Source organism: Rahnella rivi (assembly GCF_019049655.1).
GTDB lineage: Bacteria > Pseudomonadota > Gammaproteobacteria > Enterobacterales > Enterobacteriaceae > Rahnella > Rahnella rivi.
In genome coordinates this window covers 191822-210405 of the sequence record NZ_JAFMOX010000065.1, presented here as the reverse complement: position 1 = coordinate 210405, position 18584 = coordinate 191822, and the positions used below count along the sequence as shown (strand labels likewise).

The 18584-nt window shown below is 53.9% G+C and carries 18 protein-coding genes and 1 riboswitch; of the genes, 10 read left to right on the top strand and 8 right to left on the bottom strand.

The genetic code is table 11. From position 1 onward, the window contains the following. Positions 1-39: 39 nt before the first annotated feature. Positions 40-1413, bottom strand: a complete 1374-nt coding sequence (xseA, locus tag J1779_RS20255) for an exodeoxyribonuclease VII large subunit (RefSeq protein ID WP_136374759.1) — start codon at positions 1411-1413, stop codon at positions 40-42. 168 nt (positions 1414-1581) lie between these two features. On the opposite strand from xseA, the gene guaB reads away from it, so the two are divergent. Both guaB and guaA read left to right on the top strand, forming a co-directional pair. Further along, positions 1582-3048: an IMP dehydrogenase gene (gene guaB / locus J1779_RS20250; RefSeq protein ID WP_136374760.1), complete on the top strand. Its 1467-nt coding sequence runs from the start codon at positions 1582-1584 to the stop codon at positions 3046-3048. 104 nt (positions 3049-3152) lie between these two features. Beyond that, positions 3153-4730: a glutamine-hydrolyzing GMP synthase gene (guaA, locus tag J1779_RS20245; RefSeq protein WP_056781247.1), complete on the top strand. Its 1578-nt coding sequence runs from the start codon at positions 3153-3155 to the stop codon at positions 4728-4730. Between the two features lie 273 nt (positions 4731-5003). On the opposite strand, the gene J1779_RS20240 is transcribed toward guaA, so the two are convergent. The 4 genes from J1779_RS20240 to J1779_RS20225 all read right to left on the bottom strand — a co-directional run bounded on the left by J1779_RS20240 (position 5004) and on the right by J1779_RS20225 (position 6969). Then, entirely contained in the window at positions 5004-5336 is a 333-nt protein-coding gene (locus J1779_RS20240) for a type II toxin-antitoxin system HicB family antitoxin (protein WP_122097420.1), read from the bottom strand. Further along, complete coding sequence (locus J1779_RS20235) at positions 5333-5596, bottom strand: type II toxin-antitoxin system HicA family toxin (RefSeq protein ID WP_122097421.1); 264 nt, start codon at positions 5594-5596, stop codon at positions 5333-5335. Before J1779_RS20235 ends, J1779_RS20240 begins: the two co-directional genes overlap by 4 nt. Before the next feature lie 136 nt (positions 5597-5732). After that, positions 5733-6392, bottom strand: a complete 660-nt coding sequence (locus tag J1779_RS20230) for a DUF3313 domain-containing protein (RefSeq protein WP_122097422.1) — start codon at positions 6390-6392, stop codon at positions 5733-5735. A 139-nt stretch (positions 6393-6531) separates the two neighbouring features. After that, entirely contained in the window at positions 6532-6969 is a 438-nt protein-coding gene (locus tag J1779_RS20225) for a GNAT family N-acetyltransferase (protein WP_217204615.1), read from the bottom strand. A gap of 77 nt (positions 6970-7046) precedes the next feature. On the opposite strand from J1779_RS20225, the gene J1779_RS20220 reads away from it, so the two are divergent. The 5 genes from J1779_RS20220 to thiD all read left to right on the top strand — a co-directional run bounded on the left by J1779_RS20220 (position 7047) and on the right by thiD (position 13214). Further along, a complete protein-coding gene (locus J1779_RS20220; RefSeq protein WP_217204614.1) occupies positions 7047-8750 on the top strand; it encodes a sensor histidine kinase in 1704 nt (567 codons plus the stop codon). Beyond that, on the top strand, positions 8728-9447 hold the full coding sequence (gene btsR / locus J1779_RS20215) for a two-component system response regulator BtsR (RefSeq protein ID WP_217204613.1): 720 nt from the start codon (positions 8728-8730) through the stop codon (positions 9445-9447). The genes J1779_RS20220 and btsR overlap by 23 nt, the downstream gene beginning before the upstream one ends. Positions 9448-9576: 129 nt before the next feature. Beyond that, the gene (locus J1779_RS20210) at positions 9577-11382 is read left to right on the top strand and encodes a carbon starvation CstA family protein (protein WP_217204612.1); all 1806 of its coding nucleotides are present in this window, start codon (positions 9577-9579) and stop codon (positions 11380-11382) included. 89 nt (positions 11383-11471) lie between these two features. Beyond that, a riboswitch (TPP riboswitch) is annotated at positions 11472-11573 on the top strand. A 34-nt stretch (positions 11574-11607) separates the two neighbouring features. Beyond that, complete coding sequence (gene thiM, locus J1779_RS20205; protein WP_217204611.1) at positions 11608-12417, top strand: hydroxyethylthiazole kinase; 810 nt, start codon at positions 11608-11610, stop codon at positions 12415-12417. Beyond that, positions 12414-13214, top strand: a complete 801-nt coding sequence (gene thiD, locus J1779_RS20200) for a bifunctional hydroxymethylpyrimidine kinase/phosphomethylpyrimidine kinase (protein WP_136374766.1) — start codon at positions 12414-12416, stop codon at positions 13212-13214. The genes thiM and thiD overlap by 4 nt, the downstream gene beginning before the upstream one ends. 18 nt (positions 13215-13232) lie before the next feature. On the opposite strand, the gene J1779_RS20195 is transcribed toward thiD, so the two are convergent. After that, entirely contained in the window at positions 13233-14081 is an 849-nt protein-coding gene (locus J1779_RS20195) for a hypothetical protein (protein WP_056781222.1), read from the bottom strand. A 237-nt stretch (positions 14082-14318) separates the two neighbouring features. Here J1779_RS20195 and J1779_RS20190 point away from each other — a divergent pair, with 237 nt between their 5' ends. Continuing rightward, entirely contained in the window at positions 14319-14939 is a 621-nt protein-coding gene (locus tag J1779_RS20190; RefSeq protein ID WP_217204610.1) for a hypothetical protein, read from the top strand. A gap of 57 nt (positions 14940-14996) precedes the next feature. Beyond that, positions 14997-15197 (top strand): hypothetical protein, encoded by a 201-nt coding sequence (locus J1779_RS20185; protein ID WP_122097430.1) that lies wholly within the window; start codon positions 14997-14999, stop codon positions 15195-15197. A gap of 52 nt (positions 15198-15249) precedes the next feature. On the opposite strand, the gene J1779_RS20180 is transcribed toward J1779_RS20185, so the two are convergent. Both J1779_RS20180 and J1779_RS20175 read right to left on the bottom strand, forming a co-directional pair. Then, on the bottom strand, positions 15250-15936 hold the full coding sequence (locus J1779_RS20180) for a GntR family transcriptional regulator (protein WP_056781211.1): 687 nt from the start codon (positions 15934-15936) through the stop codon (positions 15250-15252). Positions 15937-16048: 112 nt separating this feature from the next. Next, the gene (locus J1779_RS20175) at positions 16049-16885 is read right to left on the bottom strand and encodes an AraC family transcriptional regulator (protein ID WP_217204609.1); all 837 of its coding nucleotides are present in this window, start codon (positions 16883-16885) and stop codon (positions 16049-16051) included. A gap of 272 nt (positions 16886-17157) precedes the next feature. Between J1779_RS20175 and J1779_RS20170 the strand changes: the two genes are divergently transcribed. Further along, positions 17158-18567 carry an MFS transporter gene (locus J1779_RS20170; protein WP_217204608.1) on the top strand — a complete coding sequence of 470 codons (1410 nt, stop codon included), beginning with the start codon at positions 17158-17160 and terminating at the stop codon, positions 18565-18567. The last annotated feature ends 17 nt before the right edge of the window (positions 18568-18584 follow it).

Here is an 18584-nt window from a genome sequence, read left to right as displayed (position 1 = left end):
TCCTCCTCTGAAAAGGGGAGGAGGTGTTAAACCCCACGTTTATTTGACCGCCCGTTTCCGCGCCTTCTTCTCCACCACAATCGATTTCACTTCACTTTCAATCCAGCCATCGGCCAGACGTGTTTTTAGCGTATCGCCCGGTGCGGTCTGGGTGGTTTTCTTGAGTAACGCGCCTTGTGGCGTGGTGGTCACGCTATAACCGCGCGCCAGCGTTGCCAGCGGGCTGACGCCCTCCAGTTGTGCACAGGCCTTGCCGAAGCGCTCGCGATGTTCGCCCAGTTGTGCGGACATCGCCTGCTGCAAGCGGTACTGTAATTGCTGGACCCGTTGCTGGGCGCGGTGAATACGCGGTTGCGGCTGCTGCTGTGTCAGGCGTTGCTGTAAACGGTCGGTGCGGCGCAGCATCTGGCGCAACTGGTTTTGCATGGCTTCATCAAGACGGCGGCGCAGTTTGAACAGTGCCGTTTGCTGGCGCGCCAGACGTAAATGCGGATGCTGTTGTTGCAGACGATGATTCAGACGCGTGAAACGCTGAGTGAGCTGCGCGAGATAATAATCCATCGCCATTTCAAGGCGCTGCTGCTGTGACTGGATCTGTCGCAGCAATTCCAGCTGGTTGCGGCTGATCAGTTCGGCGGCGGCAGATGGCGTCGGCGCGCGTAAATCAGCGACAAAATCGGCAATGGTGACATCGGTTTCGTGGCCGACGGCGCTGACGATCGGAATGCGGCTGGCGAAAATCGCCCGTGCCACACGCTCATCATTAAAGCTCCACAAATCTTCCAGCGAACCGCCGCCGCGCCCGACAATCAGGACATCCACTTCTTCACGGGCATTCGCCAGCTGAATGGCACGGACGATTTGCCCTGGCGCATCCACGCCCTGAACGGAGGTCGGATAGATAATGACGGGTAATGACGGGTCACGACGCTTTAAGACATGTAAGACGTCATGCAGCGCAGCACCGCTGGCGGACGTGATCACACCGACGCATTTGGCAGGCGAGGGCAGCGGCTGTTTAAACTGCGCATCAAACAGACCTTCGGCGGCCAGTTGCTGTTTCAGCAGATCGAATTTCTGCTGCAACAGACCGTCACCCGCTTCCTGCATGCTTTCGGCAATCAGCTGATAATCGCCGCGCGGTTCGTACAAGGTTATGGTCGCGCGGACCAGAACCTGCTGACCGTTTTGCGGGCGAAACGTCGTGCGGCGATTGGTGTTGCGAAACATCGCGCATTTGACCTGAGCGCGGTCATCTTTGAGCGTGAAATACCAGTGGCCGGAGGACGGCTGAGAGAAGTTTGAAATCTCACCGGAGAGCCAGACCTGACCCATTTCGTTTTCCAGCAACTGTCGGACCGTCTGATTCAGGCGGCTTACGGTAAAAATAGGAGGCGAAGAAGGTAGTGACATGTGATCCAGATCAAATTCAAAAACAGAGACTTAATCGAACGATACTACATGCCCGCAAAAGGTAATCAAGAATTTTTTGAAATAGTTCTGGTCGGAATGCCTACTCACCTGTATACTCCCGCTGCAATATTTTATCTTTTCCGCATCCACCTTGGTGAGATATTGCCCATGCTACGTATCGCAAAAGAAGCACTAACGTTCGACGACGTTCTCCTTGTTCCAGCCCACTCCACAGTTCTGCCCAATACTGCCGATCTCGGTACTCAACTGACCGCTAAAATCCGTCTGAATATCCCTATGCTGTCCGCAGCCATGGATACCGTGACTGAAGCGAATCTGGCGATTGCTCTGGCGCAGGAAGGCGGCCTCGGATTCATCCACAAGAACATGTCTATTGAGCGTCAGGCGGAAGAAGTCCGTCGCGTGAAGAAGCATGAAAGCGGCGTTGTTGCTGACCCTAAAACCGTCACACCTTCGACCACTCTGCGTCAGGTTAAAGCACTCACTGAAATTAACGGTTTTGCCGGTTATCCGGTCGTGACGGAAGAAAACGAACTGGTCGGTATTATTACCGGTCGTGACGTGCGCTTCGTGACCGATCTGGAACAGCCTGTCACGGCAGTCATGACGCCGAAAGAGCGTCTGGTCACCGTCAAAGAAGGCGAAGCCCGCGAAGTCGTGCTGCAAAAAATGCACGAAAAACGCGTAGAGAAAGCGCTGGTGGTTGACGCGCAATTCCATCTGCTCGGTATGATCACCGTAAAAGACTTCCAGAAAGCCGAACGTAAACCGAACGCCTGTAAAGATGAGCAGGGCAGCCTGCGCGTCGGTGCTGCGGTTGGCGCAGGTGCGGGCAACGAAGAGCGTATCGATGCGCTGGTCGCCGCCGGTGTTGACGTTCTGCTGATTGACTCCTCTCACGGCCACTCCGAAGGCGTTCTGGAACGTATCCGCGCAACCCGTGCTAAATACCCGGATCTGCAAATCATTGGCGGTAACGTCGCAACTGGCGCAGGTGCTCTGGCACTGGCGAAAGCGGGCGTGAGCGCGGTGAAAGTCGGTATCGGTCCTGGCTCCATCTGTACTACCCGTATCGTGACCGGCGTGGGTGTTCCGCAAATCACCGCCGTTTCTGACGCGGTTGAAGCGCTGGAAGGCACAGGCATTCCGGTTATCGCTGACGGCGGTATCCGCTTCTCCGGCGACATCGCTAAAGCTATCGCGGCTGGCGCAAGCTGCGTGATGGTTGGCGGGATGCTGGCAGGGACCGAAGAATCGCCGGGCGAAATCGAGCTGTATCAGGGCCGTTCATACAAATCTTACCGTGGTATGGGTTCTCTGGGCGCGATGTCCAAAGGCTCCTCTGACCGTTACTTCCAGACGGACAACGCCGCTGACAAACTGGTACCGGAAGGTATCGAAGGTCGCGTGGCCTATAAAGGCCGTCTGAAAGAAATCATCCACCAGCAAATGGGCGGTCTGCGCTCCTGTATGGGGCTGACCGGTTGTGCTACCATCGACGACCTGCGCACCAAGGCTGAGTTTGTCCGCATCAGCGGTGCAGGGATCCAGGAAAGCCACGTACATGACGTGACCATTACCAAAGAGTCACCGAACTACCGCATGGGTTCCTGACCCGAAAGACAGCGAGCTTAAGGCTCGCTGTCTGCTTTTAAGATTGTCAGAAAATTTAACCTGTTGTTTTAACGCTTTTATTGCTTTCTGGAAAACGCCCCCTCATGAGCGAAAATATTCACAAGCACCGTATCCTGATCCTCGATTTCGGCTCCCAGTACACCCAACTTGTTGCGCGCCGCGTGCGTGAACTGGGTGTCTATTGCGAACTCTGGGCCTGGGACGTAACCGAAGCCCAAATCCGCGAATTCAACCCGAACGGGATCATCCTGTCCGGCGGCCCGGAAAGTACCACCGAGCATGACAGCCCGCGCGCCCCTGATTACGTCTTCGAAGCCGGTGTGCCGGTTCTGGGCGTCTGCTACGGCATGCAAACCATGGCAATGCAGTTAGGCGGCCATGTTGAAGGCTCTAACGAGCGCGAATTTGGTTACGCGCAGGTTGAAGTTCAGACTGAAAGCGCGTTGATCCGCGACATTCAGGACGCCCTGAGCGAGAACAACAAACCGCTGCTCGACGTCTGGATGAGCCACGGCGACAAAGTGACGGCCATCCCGTCCGGTTTCGTGACCGTTGCCAGCACCGAGACTTGCCCGTTTGCCATTATGGCGAACGAAGAAAAACGCTTCTACGGTGTGCAGTTCCACCCGGAAGTGACGCACACCCGTCAGGGCCTGCGTATGCTCGAACGTTTCATCATGGACATCTGCGAGTGCGAAGCCCTGTGGACACCAGCGAAAATCATCGAAGACGCGGTTGAGCGTCTGCGCGTGCAGATTGGCGACGATCACGTGATCCTCGGCCTGTCCGGTGGCGTGGACTCCTCCGTGACCGCGATGCTGCTGCACCGCGCGATTGGCGACCGTCTGACCTGCGTATTTGTGGATAACGGCCTGCTGCGTCTTAACGAAGCCGATCAGGTTCTGGAAATGTTCGGCGACCGTTTCGGCCTGAACATCGTTCACGTCGCTGCCGAAGAGCGTTTCCTGTCTGCGCTGGCAGGCGTTGATGAACCTGAAGCCAAACGTAAAATCATTGGCCGCGTCTTTGTTGAAGTGTTCGATGAAGAAGCCTGCAAGCAGGATGCGGTGAAATGGCTGGCGCAGGGCACGATCTACCCTGACGTGATCGAATCTGCGGCCTCTGCCACCGGCAAAGCGCACGTGATCAAATCCCACCACAACGTGGGCGGCCTGCCAAAAGAAATGAAACTGGGTCTGGTTGAGCCGCTGAAAGAGCTGTTCAAAGACGAAGTGCGTAAAATCGGTCTGGAACTCGGCCTGCCATACGACATGCTTTTCCGTCACCCGTTCCCGGGGCCGGGTCTGGGCGTTCGCGTGCTGGGCGAAGTGAAGAAAGAGTACTGCGACCTGTTGCGCCGCGCCGATGCTATCTTCATCGAAGAACTGCACAAAGCCGATCTGTACAACAAAGTCAGCCAGGCCTTCACCGTCTTCCTGCCAGTCCGCTCCGTTGGCGTGATGGGCGATGGCCGTAAATACGACTGGGTCGTTTCCCTGCGCGCAGTGGAAACCATCGACTTCATGACCGCGCACTGGGCGCACCTGCCGTACGATTTCCTCGGCCGCTGCTCCAACCGCATCATCAACGAAGTTGACGGCATTTCCCGCGTTGTTTACGACATCTCGGGTAAACCACCGGCAACGATTGAGTGGGAATAAGTTTTAGCAAAAGCTGAAGCCTGAAACCCGTAAAAACGCCAGTGCGATCGCAAGATCCGCTGGCGTTTTTTTATGTGTGAAATCCTCTCAGAGTTTTATTTTCTGTGCGCCCCAAACCCATTCTTCTCTGGCGCGGTGTCTGAGTTGAGCGTCAGGCGCGGATAACGGCGGAACTGCGGCATGGGTGCCAGGAGATTGAGTGCGCGGAAAATTATCGCGCAATCAATTTGAAATGAGGCAACCAACGGGCTGCCTCATTCCGGGTACATTTTTTTAACCGTGAACTGCCTGAATCAACATATCGTTAATCCATTGATTGACACTTTTACCGGAGATCTCTGCTGCAATATTGATAGCAGCATGGACTTCAGGCTGAATCCTCAGGCTGATTTTACCGCTTGCGGGACGTTGAGGAGCGCGACCTTGCTCAGCACAATAACTGAGATAGTCGTCAACGGCTTCTTCAAAAACAGCCCTGAGGTCTGAGACGTTATCTGCATGGAAACCTATTACGTCCTGAATACCCGCGATGTGCCCGATCAGACACTGATCCTCGTCGCTATATTCTATCCTGGCTGCATATCCCTGATAGGTCATGGTACTCATGGTTTTACTCCTGTCGCTTCAAGGAATGTTCTGGCATCCCGTACCTGATAAATTTTCGCTTCTTTTTCCGGGTGTGGCCGGTGAAATGAAGCAACAACCTGATTAATTTCAAAGCGTACCCGCGAACCTTTGCCTTCACTGACTTTGGCTCCCAAAGCGATAAATAAAACCTCTATTTTTCGCCATTCGAGCGTTGAGGGGGTGGGTAAGGCAAAAATAAGATGTAACGTTTTCAGGTGTGCGGCATTTAGCATCTTCATAATTTATCGATCCTTCGAAAGTGATTGCCGCCAAATTTTTATGATATCACTATTTGATATCAAAAATGAAAGTCGAAAAAAATAAAACAAAAAAGGCAGCCCTCAGGCCGCCTTGTTGTCATGCCACATGTGGGCGTTATTCGTTGAACAACCGGGTGTCGTTCGCCATGCTGTCGACGACGCTTTTCAGATCGTTTGCCGTCACTTTTTGTTTATCGTTAGAAACCTGTTTACCGAATCCTTTACGAACAACTTTTATCACCGCTTTACCGGTGCTGGCATCGATCAGCTCGCCTTCAAAGTACACTTCGGTATCACGGGTACGATGGCCGGTCGCCGTTTCGGTACCTGCAATCACCAGCGCCACCGGAATAACTTCATAGAACTGCAAACCTTCAGCCGAAGTATTCACACCGGTAATGGCACCTTTGAAGATCAAAGTACGTGGCCCCGCATGATCGGTCAGCGGCAGACGCTCAGACAGCGCAGTTTTCATGCGGCTGTTGGCATAATCCAGAGCCCCCTGAAGTGTCTCTTTGCTGATTTGCTCAGTAGGCTGAGGCTCAGGATAGAATTTAATCGGTTCGTATTTAATGTAGGAGTAATTCTCTTTCTTAAACGAAGGATCGATCCAGCGCAGAACCGGATTTCCTGAGGCAGTTTTCACTTCCTTGAGGCCCGAATAATCCCCCAGGAAGCCTGAGAATTTTTCAGTCTGCGTAACATGGCTTGTACAGCCCGCTAAAAACATCGTACCGGTCACAAGAGCAATCTGCAGCAGCTTTATTTTTTTCATTCGAACCCTCGAAATTTTTAAGGAAGACAAAGTATGTATAGCACCGCTGGGGAATTTAACCTCTTAACAACAAAGAAAAATTGATGAAGAACAGAGTATTGATATTTGTGAGAGGAGCGCATGATTGATCACGCTCGTCTCATTTATTTGGTGAATGAAAGAGATAGTACTCGCCTTTAGGGCTATCCCCCGTGGCGACGATGTCCCAGCCTTTTGATAAATAAAATGCGACCGATTTTTGACTCTTTACCAAACATTTCAGCGAACCGGTGCGGGTAAAGGTTTTTTCAGCGGCGCGAAGTAAGGCGCTGCCGGCGCCGGTCCCCTGAAATTGCGGGTCGATAAACAGGTTATGCAGAAAGTTTTCCTGGGTAAAAATCGAGGCGAACCCGAGTAAATGCCCATCGCGCTCCGCGACAAGTATCGTCTCGCCGATCACCGCACGGTCAAAATCTTCCAGCTTGTAGTCAGCCTCTGTCAGCCACGTCCAGGTATCTTTGCGTGCGGCCAGATACAGCGTGCGTAAAAAAGGACGATCGGCTTCTTCGTAAGCCCGGATGCGAAGTGGTGATACCAAAGAGTGAGACTCCTCAAAGACTGTAGGGTTATTTGTGCGTATGGTACGCAACTCACTTAACGATACTGCCAGCGACTATGTATGAGTTCAATTTGGTTTTGTTGCTGTTGCAGCAAATGTGCGTCTATTTAGTCATTGCGTATTTACTCAGCAAAACCCCTCTGTTTATCCCGCTGATGCACGTTACCGTGCGGCTTCCGCACAAATTGCTGTGTTATTTCATGTTCTCGATGTTCTGCATTATGGGCACTTATTTTGGTCTGCATATTCAGGATTCAATCGCCAATACCCGGGCTATCGGCGCGGTGCTGGGCGGTTTACTCGGCGGGCCGGTCGTTGGTGTTCTGGTCGGTCTGACGGGCGGGTTACACCGGTATTCGCTGGGGGGCATGACAGCGCTGAGTTGCATGATTTCGACGGTTATCGAGGGATTGCTCGGCGGCATAGTGCATCGTGTGCTGATGCGACGGGGACGTATTGACCGGCTGTTTAATCCGCTGACCGTCGCGGGCGTCACGCTGTTTGCCGAAGTGCTGCAAATGGCGATAATTTTGATGGTTGCGCGTCCTTTTGACGAAGCGCTGCGGCTGGTCAAAAGCATCGCCACGCCGATGATGGTGACCAATACCATCGGCGCGGCCATGTTCATGCGCATTCTGCTCGACCGGCGGGCGATGTTTGAACGTTACACCACGGCGTTCAGCGCCCGCGCGCTCAATATCGCCGCCTGTACCGAAGGTGTGCTGCGTCAGGGGTTTAATCAGGAGAATACTGCACGGGTGGCGCAGATCATTCATCAGGAGCTGGATATCGGCGCGGTGGCGATTACCGATCGTGAGAAGCTGTTGGCGTTTGTCGGGATCGGCGACGATCACCATTTGCCGGGATCGCCGATATTGTCCGAACATTCGCACCGCGCCATCGAACATAACGAAGTGGTTTATGCCGACGGCAATGAAGTGGCCTATCAGTGCACGCAAAGCCCGTCGTGTAAGCTGGGCTCGACGCTGGTGATCCCGCTGCGCGGTGAAAATCAGGAAGTGATCGGCACGATCAAACTGTATGAAGCGCGCAACCGGCTGTTCAGTTCGATCAACCGTACGCTGGGCGAAGGCATCGCCAGCCTGCTGTCGGCGCAGATCCTCGCCGGACAGTACGAACGGCACAAACAGTTGCTGATCCAGTCGGAAATTAAACTGCTGCACGCGCAGGTGAACCCTCACTTTTTATTTAACGCGCTGAATACCCTGGTGGCGGTGATCCGTCGCGACAGCCAGCAGGCCAGTGAACTGGTGCAGCATCTTTCTACATTTTTTCGCAAAAACCTCAAACGCCCGCAGGAAGTGGTGACGCTGGCCGACGAAATCGAGCATGTGCAAGCCTATCTGCATATCGAACGAGCGCGGTTCAGTGACCGTCTGAATGTCACCTTTGATTTCCCCGAGGCGCTGCAACAGCTGTGTTTACCCGCTTTTACCCTGCAACCGCTGGTGGAAAACGCCATCAAACACGGGACATCGCAGTTGCTTGGTATCGGGCAGCTTCGTCTTTCTGCCATCGGGCAGGGAGAGTGTCTGGTGCTCACCGTGGAAGATAACGCCGGGCTGTACGCGCCGTCGGCGAACGGTAACGGGCTTGGGATGAGCCTGGTCGATCGCCGACTGCGTGGGCGTTACGGCGACGAGTTCGGGTTACAGGTTGAATGCGAGCCGGAACGGTTCACCCGCGTCATTTTACGTTTGCCAGCCAGGAGCCGACATGCTGAAAATATTGATTGTTGATGACGAGCCGCTTGCGCGTGAAAACCTGTGCGTGCTGTTGCAGCCGGTCGCTGACGTCATCGTGGCCGGCGAATGTGAAAATGCGGTGGAAGCCCTTGGCGCGATCAACCGGCTGCGACCTGACGTGGTGTTTCTGGATATACACATGCCGCGCATCAGCGGTCTGGAACTGGTCGGTATGATCGACCCCGAGCGCATGCCTCATATCGTCTTTCTCACCGCATACGATGAGTATGCGCTGCAGGCGTTCGAAGAGAATGCGTTCGATTATCTGCTCAAACCGGTTCAGGCCTCACGGCTGGAGAAAACCCTTCATCGCCTGCGACAGCATCTTCCTGCGCAAAATGTCAGTGCGCTGATGGCGGGGGAGCCGGATCTGGCCCTGATCCCCTGCTGCGGGCAGAACCGTATTTATCTGCTCTCCACAGATGAGGTGATTTTTGTCAGCTCACGGGTCAGCGGGGTATTCGTGAACCGCGCCGACGGCAGTGAATGCTTTACAGAGCTGACGCTGCGCACGCTGGAAAGTCGCACGCCGTTGCTGCGTTGCCACCGGCAGTATTTGATTAATATGCAGCATCTGCGCGAAATCCGTTTTGATGACTGCGGGCTGGCAGAGCTGGTGATGAAAAATGAGGTACGGGTGCCGGTCAGTCGTCGCTACCTGAGAGCCCTGAAGTCCCGGCTGGGCCTGTAACCCGCACCGTTCACTCTGGCGTTTTAACCGTTTAAATCACTATTACGCCGCTCACGCCAATAGCCGGAGCGCTTTCATCGGCACTTTGTTACGTTGCGCCGGATTATTCCTTATCCGGAGAACAACAAGATGCAACACGCACTGACTTTTGTCATCGCGACTTTGTGTATTCTGACAATCTGTTACCGGCTTTACGGGGTGTTTTTCGTCCGTAAAGTGCTGAAAGCCGATGATGCTCAGGTCACTCCTTCGCATTTACTGGAAGACGGGAAAGACTACGTCCCGACCAAAAAATGGGTGAACTTTGGCAGCCACTTCGCGGCTATCGCGGCGGCGGGGCCACTGGTCGGCCCGGTGCTGGCTGCGCAATACGGTTATCTGCCCGGCATGTTATGGCTGCTGATCGGCTGTGTGGTCGGCGGCGCGGTGCATGATACCGTCGTGCTGTTTGCCTCCATGAAACACAGAGGGAAATCGTTATCCGAGGTCGCTAAGCGAGAGCTTGGCCCGGTGGCAGGCTGGTGCACGGGGCTGGCGATGTTGTTCATCATCACGATCACCATGGCCGGTTTATCGATGGTGGTTGTCCACGCTCTTGAGCGTAATCCGTGGGGGACGTTTGCCGTCTTCATGACCATCCCGGTGGCGATTTGCGTTGGCCTGTGGGAACGTCTGACCGGCAGTATGAAAGCCGCTTCGTGGGTGGGGATTATTGCCATCATGGCCTGCGTGGTGATCGGGCCGTACATTCAGGCCTCGGCGTTTGGGGAATGGCTGAGCCTGCGTGCTTCGACGGTCAGCCTGGTGTTGCCGGTCTATGCATTCTTCGCGACCGCATTGCCGGTGTGGATGTTGCTGACACCGCGCGGTTATCTCTCCAGCTTCATGAAAATCGGCGTGTTCGGGGCGCTCATTGTCGGGGTAGTATTCATTAACCCTGAGATCCAGTTTCCGGCGATCACACCGTTTATCCACGGTGGCGGCCCTGTGCTGGCCGGGCCGGTCTGGCCGTTTATCTCAATCACTATCGCCTGTGGCGCGATCTCCGGCTTCCACGCATTTATCGGTTCCGGCACGACGCCGAAGCAAATCGATAAATGGAGCGACATCTTACCGGTCGGTTTTGGTGCGATGTTGGCGGAATGCGTGGTCGGCGTGATGGCGCTGATTGCCGCGACCGCGCTGCATCCGGCGGATTACTTTGCGATCAACTCGGCGCCCGAGGTTTTTGCCGGTCTGGGGATGCAGGTGGTGAATCTGCCAACACTCAGCCAGGAAATTGGTCTGGATCTCAGTGGCCGTACCGGCGGGGCTGTGACGCTGGCAGTCGGCATGGCGGATATCTTTACCCGCATCCCGTGGTTCAGCCATTTGTCTTCGTACTTCTTCCAGTTTGTGGTGATGTTCGAGGCGGTATTTATTCTGACGGCCGTGGATTCCGGGACCCGCGTGGCGCGCTATCTGTTACAGGATTTCTTCGGCGATCTGTGGGCGCCGCTCAAACGTACTGACTGGTGGCCGGGCGCAGTGGCGTGCAGCATCGTCGCCTGCCTGCTGTGGGGATACCTTCTTAACTCGGGCGACATCAACTCCGTCTGGGCGCTGTTTGGCGTTTCAAACCAGCTGATGGCCTCGATTGGCCTGATGATCGGCGCGACCATTATCTTGCGTCTGGCGGACAAACGCCGCTACATGCTGACCTGCCTGATCCCGCTGGCCTATCTCTATGTCACGGTCAACTATGCGGCGTACTGGATGGTCGCTCATGTGTATTTCAATTCTGCGGCCAAAGGTTTCAACCTGTTCAACGGCACCATCTCAATCATCATGGTCGCCCTCGGCGCGGTGATTATGGTGGCATCTGTTCTGCGCTGGATAACGTTGTGGCAGGCGCGCAGCGAAGGCACGACTGGCGACGTGCCGGCTACGCTGTAAATCGCGGTTGTTTCATCAGCCCTGTCAATGGACAGGGCTTTTTTGTATCAATTGCTGATTGATCTTCCCGCCGTCCACACCAATAATGCTCCCTTGACTCGGGGTGCCGTGCTTGCAAAAGAACGGCTGAGATTTTACCCGTATTACCTGATCTGGATTATGCCAGCGTAGGGAAGTCAGGTATCTCTCCCGATGCCGCCTTCCTGAAAGCCGGTTGGGAGACTTATGAACGTCCGACCTTCCGTATTTCCCGGTGCTACTGCCGCCGGTTCTTTACATCAACTCCGCCATGCCTCACCGCTGGTCCATTGCCTGACCAACGATGTGGTGCAATCTTTTACTGCCAATGTCCTGCTGGCGCTGGGTGCCTCTCCGGCGATGGTGGTCGATCCCGATGAAGCGGCGCAGTTCAGCGCCATTGCCGATGCCTTACTGGTGAACGTCGGCACGCTCACACATCCCCACGCTAACGCGATGCTGGCGGCGATTCATGCCGCCAATCAGGCCGGGAAACCCTGGGTGTTAGATCCCGTCGCGGTCGGTGGCCTGAGCTGGCGAACCGAATTTTGCCTCAATATCCTGCCGTTAAAACCCGCCGCCATTCGTGGCAATGCGTCTGAAATCCGTGCCCTCAGTGGCCTGAGCGCGTCAGGCCGCGGCGTTGACAGCGGCGACGATTCGCTTTCCGCTCTGCCTGCCGCACAGCAACTGGCGCAGCAAACCGGGGCGATAGTGGCTGTGACCGGCGAAACGGATTACATCACCGACGGCAAACGCAATTGGGCTGTGCCGGGTGGGCATCCGATGATGACCCGCGTGGTCGGTACCGGCTGTGCATTATCTGCCGTGGTGGCGGCATTTTCGGCATTACCGGGCGACCGGCTGGACAACGTCGCGGCGGCGTGTCGCGTCATGTCATGTGCCGGTGAGCGGGCTTGTGCGACAGCCTACGGGCCGGGCAGCTTTACGCCAGCGTTCCTCGATAATCTGTATTTATTGAACGAAACATGGCTGAACGGGGGAGGGCTGTCATGAAACGCATTAATGCGCTGACCATTGCCGGAACGGACCCGAGCGGCGGTGCGGGCATTCAGGCGGATTTAAAAACTTTCTCCGCCCTCGCCGCTTATGGCACCAGCGTGATCACGGCGCTGGTGGCGCAAAATACCCGCGGCGTTCAGTCGGTCTGTTACATCTCACCGGAGTTTGTGGCGGCGCAGCTTGATTCCGTCCTCAGCGATGTGCGGATCGACACCGCTAAAATTGGCATGCTGGCAAACAGTCAGATTGTGGAAACGGTGGCGGAGCGGCTTGGCCATTATCAGCCGCCGTTCGTGGTGCTCGATACCGTGATGCTGGCGAAAAGCGGCGATCCTTTATTGCAGCCGGAAGCGGTCGAGGCGTTGCGGCGGCTGCTTTTGCCTCAGGTTTCGATCATCACCCCAAACCTGCCTGAAGCAGCAGCCTTGCTTGAATGCGCCATCGCCACCAGTGAAGCGGAAATGCGTGAGCAGGGCGAAGCTTTACTGGCGATGGGGTGTGGCGCGGTGTTGATGAAGGGAGGGCATCTTAGCGACGAAGAGAGTCCGGACTGGTTATTTATGCGGGATACGCGTGAGCGTTTCACTGCGCCGAGGGTGAACACCCGCCATACTCATGGCACCGGCTGTACGTTGTCAGCCGCACTGGCGGCACTGCGCCCGCGCCACAGCGGCTGGGCAGACACTGTGCGCGAAGCCAAAGCCTATCTGCAACAGGCGCTGATACAGGCCGACTCGCTGGATGTCGGGCAGGGCATCGGGCCGGTGCATCATTTCCATCGCTGGTGGTAAGACGATAGTGAAGGGCAGTCAGGCGCTGCGCTGCGATTTTTCCAGCGCCTGTTCTGCCTGATGAAACATCATCAGCGCCCGCTGTAAATGCACGGCATCAAACGGATTCAGCGGGTAGAATTTCTCGTCTTTACGCGGACGCAGCATCACCCGGATCTGGCTGACAGAAATCCGCTCATACAGATAACTGGCGATGTCCTGATTCTCTTCATCTTTCCATGAAAGAACCAGCGCCGCGTGTTCGCCGCTGCGTCGGCCAATAAACTGCTCATGCAGCCACAGGCCTTCCAGTTCGCCATCTTTTTGCAGTTTTTTACCGCTGAACCACGATGAATCCGCCAGCAGCCACAGTGCCTGCGGGGTGATCTCTTCATGCAGCTGACGCCATAACGGGCGGTTATTGTCCATCTGCCAGCAGGCCATACCAAGATAATCATTCAGCTCGCGCCAGTCGTTTTCGAGGCGCTCTTTCAGCTCAGGATCCTGCACATGCATAAACTGTTGCAGGCCGGTCGCCTGTTCGCCCAGTTTGTTATAGGCAATGACGGTCATGGTGCGCGGCGTGCGGCGGAAAGTCACCCACAGCAGCACTTTGGGAATGCGAAAAGTGATGGCCTGCACGGTCAGTTTGTAACGGTTACCCCGCGACATCACCAGGCCGTTCGCGGTGCCACGTTTATCCTGATAATTTCTTACCAGCACCACACTGTTCTGGCCCATCCAGCCGGTGAGATAATGCTCTTTCTCGCTTTCGGCCACGTCCAGATCGCGTGCAATCTGGCTGATCTTTTCTTCATCCAGTTGGGCGAGGGAGAGTGACTGTTCGGCACTGTAATAGCTTTTTTTCAGGGGGGCTGCGGCTGGCATAAAGGTATCCACGATATTGATGTGGTTTACAGCTTACACTAAGTTGTCATACAGATTTTGGCGCTAACCCGCAAAAATTGAACGCCGCAGACAGCGGGATGGAAAGAAAACCTTCGCCTTACAGACCCAGGGTCTGATGAAATTTTACGAGACGTCTCGTAAAAAAAACGCATCATGATTGTTATTCCCGGATTGAGGATTATTCTTGCGAAATAACATGCAACCTGTGGGAATAAAATGGAAAGGATGACGTTACATGAAAGGGTGATTAATGAGACGGTCACAATAATGAATGCCGTCTTCAGTAAGTTAGAACTCTCTCTTATTATAAAGTGTATTCGTCGCAGTGATATTATCTGGCAGCAGCGTCGGGCGAGGCGTAATTTACGACAACCTGAAAAACACCAGCTTAACTGGAAATGGCTGTTTAACGCGTATCGGAAAAATAAGCCGCAGAATTCAGGTATGGAGCAGGCCGCTTATGTGTTTTGTCTCAATAACCTGCAGCAGGAGCGGGCCGCGTTCCTGTTAACCTCGTGCCGGTGCTTATCAGAAGAACTGGAGCTCAATGCACTGGAGAATTTTTATCGCAAGACAGCAGGGCATCCTTTGAAAAGGAATATGCTGTATTACAGCCTTTGTCTTATGGTGATTTACGCTGAGGTTCTTAATGAGCTGGGTATATTAAAGAAAGAAAGGGCGAGATTTGTAATTAAAGATGTTGTTAATGATGATGTAATGCGTTTTTATATCTCCGCAGCGCCCCTGTCGCAAGTTTCACAAGAGATGGAGTGCGAATCTACTTACTATTTATTACGTGAATATATAAATATGGATTTATTTAATATCAACGTTTGAAGAATGAATTCATCATTTCAGACAGAGAATTTTTATCTGACTTATCAGGAGCAGCACATGAAGCGAGACAAGGAAAAACCGGTTAATTTAACGCCTCGGCAGACAGAACTAGTGGAACTCGTTGTCGGATTTTTAAGATCCTGCGATGAAAAATATGAAGGTCAAAAAGATGTTGAAGGTTTTGAAGGGGGAGGTGTGCTGCTTGGCCCGCGAGAAGCCTGCTACCGCCCTTCAAAAGACTGGAACAAATTGCCCTGAAGTGAAAATCATCTCCCGCGCTGGCATCGTTTTACCACGCGGGAAGACAAACTCACTCGGCATCAAACCAGTCACTGTTCTGTTCAGCAATGGGCGTGATAGTGGAAATCATTTCCTGCAAATGAATGCGGATGGCTTTTTCCGCAGCATCCGGGTCATGTGCTTTCAGACCATCGAAAATCGCATAATGCTGTGCAATCAGATTCTCCGGCGGGGAGACTTTACTGAGCGTCAGGAACCGCACGCGGTCCATGGTGGCTTTGATGTGTTCGACGGTTTCCCACGCCAGACGGCAGTCAATGATTTGCGCGATGGTGCGGTGGAAATCATCGTCAAGCAGCAGGAATTCCTGCGTTTGCTGGCTTTTGGCGGCCAGCGTCTGGCGTTCAAGATTGTGTTCCAGCAATGCCAGATCTTTCCCGGTGGCAACCATCGCCGCACGGCGCACCACGGCGGTTTCGACGGCTTCACGAATGAAACGGCCGTCAGCCACCCGTTTGGAGGAAATTTTCATCACATAGGTGCCGCGCTGTGGCAGTACCTGCACCAGTCCTGCTTCCGCCAGTTTGATAAAGGCTTCGCGCACCGGCTGGCGGGACACGTTAAAGCGTGTGGAAATCTCTTTCTCCGACAGGAATGCCCCCGGCGCAATGGCGCAGGTGACGATGTCCTGACGCAAGGTACGGTAAATCTGCTGATTAACCGGTACATTGCTGAGAAATTCAAAGGCGTCTGTCATGGGCAAAAGTTGTCTTCAGAATCGGGAGTCCATAATACTAACATGAGTTTTCTCAGGATTTTGAGATTGTTAGCGCAAGGTTTTCACAGATATTTGGCTTATTTCATCAAAGCTAATCCGAATTAATGTGCTCACGGCAATAGAGCTTTTTATACGCCGCTGGCGTGATCCCCAGCAGTTTGCGAAACACTCGTCGAAAATACGCCACGTCATTAAACCCGGTGAGGCGGGCCACATCCGCCACATTGCCGGTATTCGCCAGCAACAGTTTCTCGGCGGCGGCAACACGTTGTTTATGCAATGCTTCGGTCAGCGTCATCTGGAAAGTCAGGCGGAAAACCCGTCCGAGATAATCCGCGTTGCAGTGCAGCCGTTCCGCCAGTTCCGAAGCCCCCAGCGGCAGATGAAACTGTGTCGTGATGAGCTGGCGGGCTTTATAAGCCAGTGCCACGCCGGGGCCGCCCGGTTCGACATTCTCCGGCCAGGCACGCGAGACTTCCTGTAACAGCAATATGAGAAACAGCTCGAGAGAGTTACCCCCGCGTTCCTGTTCATATAAAAATAATCTGAACAGCGTTAACAGGGTTTCGCTGTCTCTGACTTTACAGTGCTGTGGAATATTCAGCTGTAAAGAGGGACTGTTTGGTTGTATTTTCATTATTGCGCTATCTTTCACAATATCGAAATGCAGCCAGTAAAATTTTAAATCGGGATCGAATGTTGTGATCCCTTTATGTTCACGCCCTGGAAATAACAATAAACTTTCGCCTGCGTGTAAATCAAAACGGTTATTTTCTTCCTGCAAAGACAGCGAACCCCGCACAATATAAATTAACTCGTGTGAACTCAGGCGTCGGGTCGGATGTGTGCCAATTCCCCTTGAAATAAACAGGCCACCGTTTTGCACTTTTACCGGGTAATTAACGGGAAACGCAAGTATTTCAGGCATTTTCAGGCGCTCATCAGGCAGGTGTAGACTGACAGTAGCATAAGAAACACGCGCTACCCGCCGGGCGTAAAGAGGTTTTGATCTGCTTCACAGATTCTGTTCGTGAGTCGGAATTGTCCCGTTTAACTACTTTATCCTCCTCTTGTTGGCATGAGATCTCTATGCCAGATTTATGGCGTACCTTATTTCATCTCAGGGCTGATGCGAAAAATCAGCCTTATTCATTGTGTTCCTACAGCTTATAAATAACGATATAAAAGCGAGGAAAAATAATGCCAACAGATTCAGTTAATACCGGTTCTGCGCCGGTAAGCGTTGAGGGAAAAATAATTTCTGTTAACGCTAAACTCTCCGTCAGTGAGAAAATCGGTTACGGATTAGGTGATGCCGGTGGCACGATAATAACCTGTCTGATCACCAGTTTTCTGACCTTCTTTTATACCGATGTCTTCGGGCTGACGCCGGCGATTGTCGGCACATTGTTTATTTCCCTGCGGGTGATTGATGCGATTTCCGATCCGCTGATGGGCATTCTGGCTGACCGCACCCAAAGCCGCTGGGGGCGCTTTCGTCCATGGCAGTTGTGGATAGCGCTGCCGATTGGCGTAGTCGGTTTTCTCACCTTCACGGTGCCCGGCCTGAGCGGTGATGCCAAAATCGCGTACGCCTTCTTCACTTACTTCCTGCTTTCGGTGTCATACACGGCCATCAACGTGCCGTATTGCGCGCTGATTAACACCATGACCACCGATCACCGGGAGGTGATTTCCTGCCAGTCATGGCGCTTTGTTTTGTGCGGTGTGGCCGGATTTATGGTTTCCGTCGGGCTGCCGTGGCTGGTGCAACTCTTCGGCAAAGGTGATGCTGCGCGGGGGTATCAGCAGGGCGTCGGCTTGCTGTGCGCGGTGGCGGTGGTGATGTTCCTGTGGTGCTTCTTCACGGTTCGCGAGCGTCTGCCGCTGGCGCTGCTGGGGCAGTTCAGCATTAAAGAGCACATCCGCGGAATGCTGAAAAACGATCAGTTGTTGCTGGTTCTCCTCATGTCATTCCTGCTGATCAACGTGTTCAACCTGCGCGGTGGCGGCTATATGTATTTCATCACCTACGTGCTCAAAGGCGGTGCGGGGTATGCGTCGATGTTCTTCGGCATGGTGACGCTGGCGTCAATTCTCGGCGCGATCATCGTCAATCAGCTGACCAAATTTATCGACAGCGTGCGTCTCTACCTGATCACCAATCTGGTGCTGGCGGTGTTTTCCCTGCTGTTGTGGTTTGTGCCGGTGGGTGAACAATTCCAGACGCTGTGGCTTGGCATTATCTTCGTACATTGTGTGATCCTCGGCTTCACGCTGCCGCTGCACTTTTCCATCATGGCGTTTGCCGATGACTACGGACACTGGAAAAACGGTATCCGCTCTTCCGGCATGAACTTCGCCTTCAATCTTTTCTTTATCAAACTGGCCTGGGCCTCCAGCGCCGGGATCATCAGCCTGGTCTTTATTTGGGTGTCTTATCAGGCCGGTGCCGGGCACCAGACCGCGGCATCCCTTGGCGGGATCACGCTGCTGGAAACGCTGTTGCCCGCGGCGATGCATTTACTGCTGGCCGGGACGCTGATGTTCTGCAAGCTCAATAACACATTGCTGACCCGCATGTCCCGCGAGCTGGCGGCAAACGTTTAATGTTGATAACTGTTCAG